Below are 306 nucleotides of genomic sequence, written 5' to 3' on the forward strand. Positions count from 1 at the left end.
TGGTAGGGGTAGGCGGTGTCAAAATAGTACACGCCTGCATCCCGCGCGGCGTTCAGCAGCGCTTCGGCCCGGGGCTCGTCAATGGCTCCCTCCGGTGTGGTGGGGAACCGCATACAGCCATAGCCCAGCATGGAGGTGCGGATGCTCTCCCCTGCGCCGTTCTGCTTTTTCCATGTTCTGTATTCCATCTCTTTTGTGCAGCTGGCTGCCGTGTTCCAGCCGATCCTCCATTTGTCCCCCAGTATACCGGAAAAATCCCGCGCTGACAAGAAAGATGTTCCGCTTCTTGTTCTGCCGCCGGAAATA

The 306-nt window shown here is 58.2% G+C and carries 1 pseudogene; it reads right to left on the minus strand.

From position 1 onward, the window contains the following. Positions 1–188: pseudogene (locus P0G09_RS18130) on the minus strand (aldo/keto reductase); the annotation flags it as partial. Between the last annotated feature and the right edge of the window lie 118 nt (positions 189–306).

Source organism: Faecalibacterium sp. DFI.5.82 (assembly GCF_029076575.1).
In the GTDB taxonomy this organism is placed as follows: domain Bacteria; phylum Bacillota; class Clostridia; order Oscillospirales; family Ruminococcaceae; genus Faecalibacterium; species Faecalibacterium duncaniae.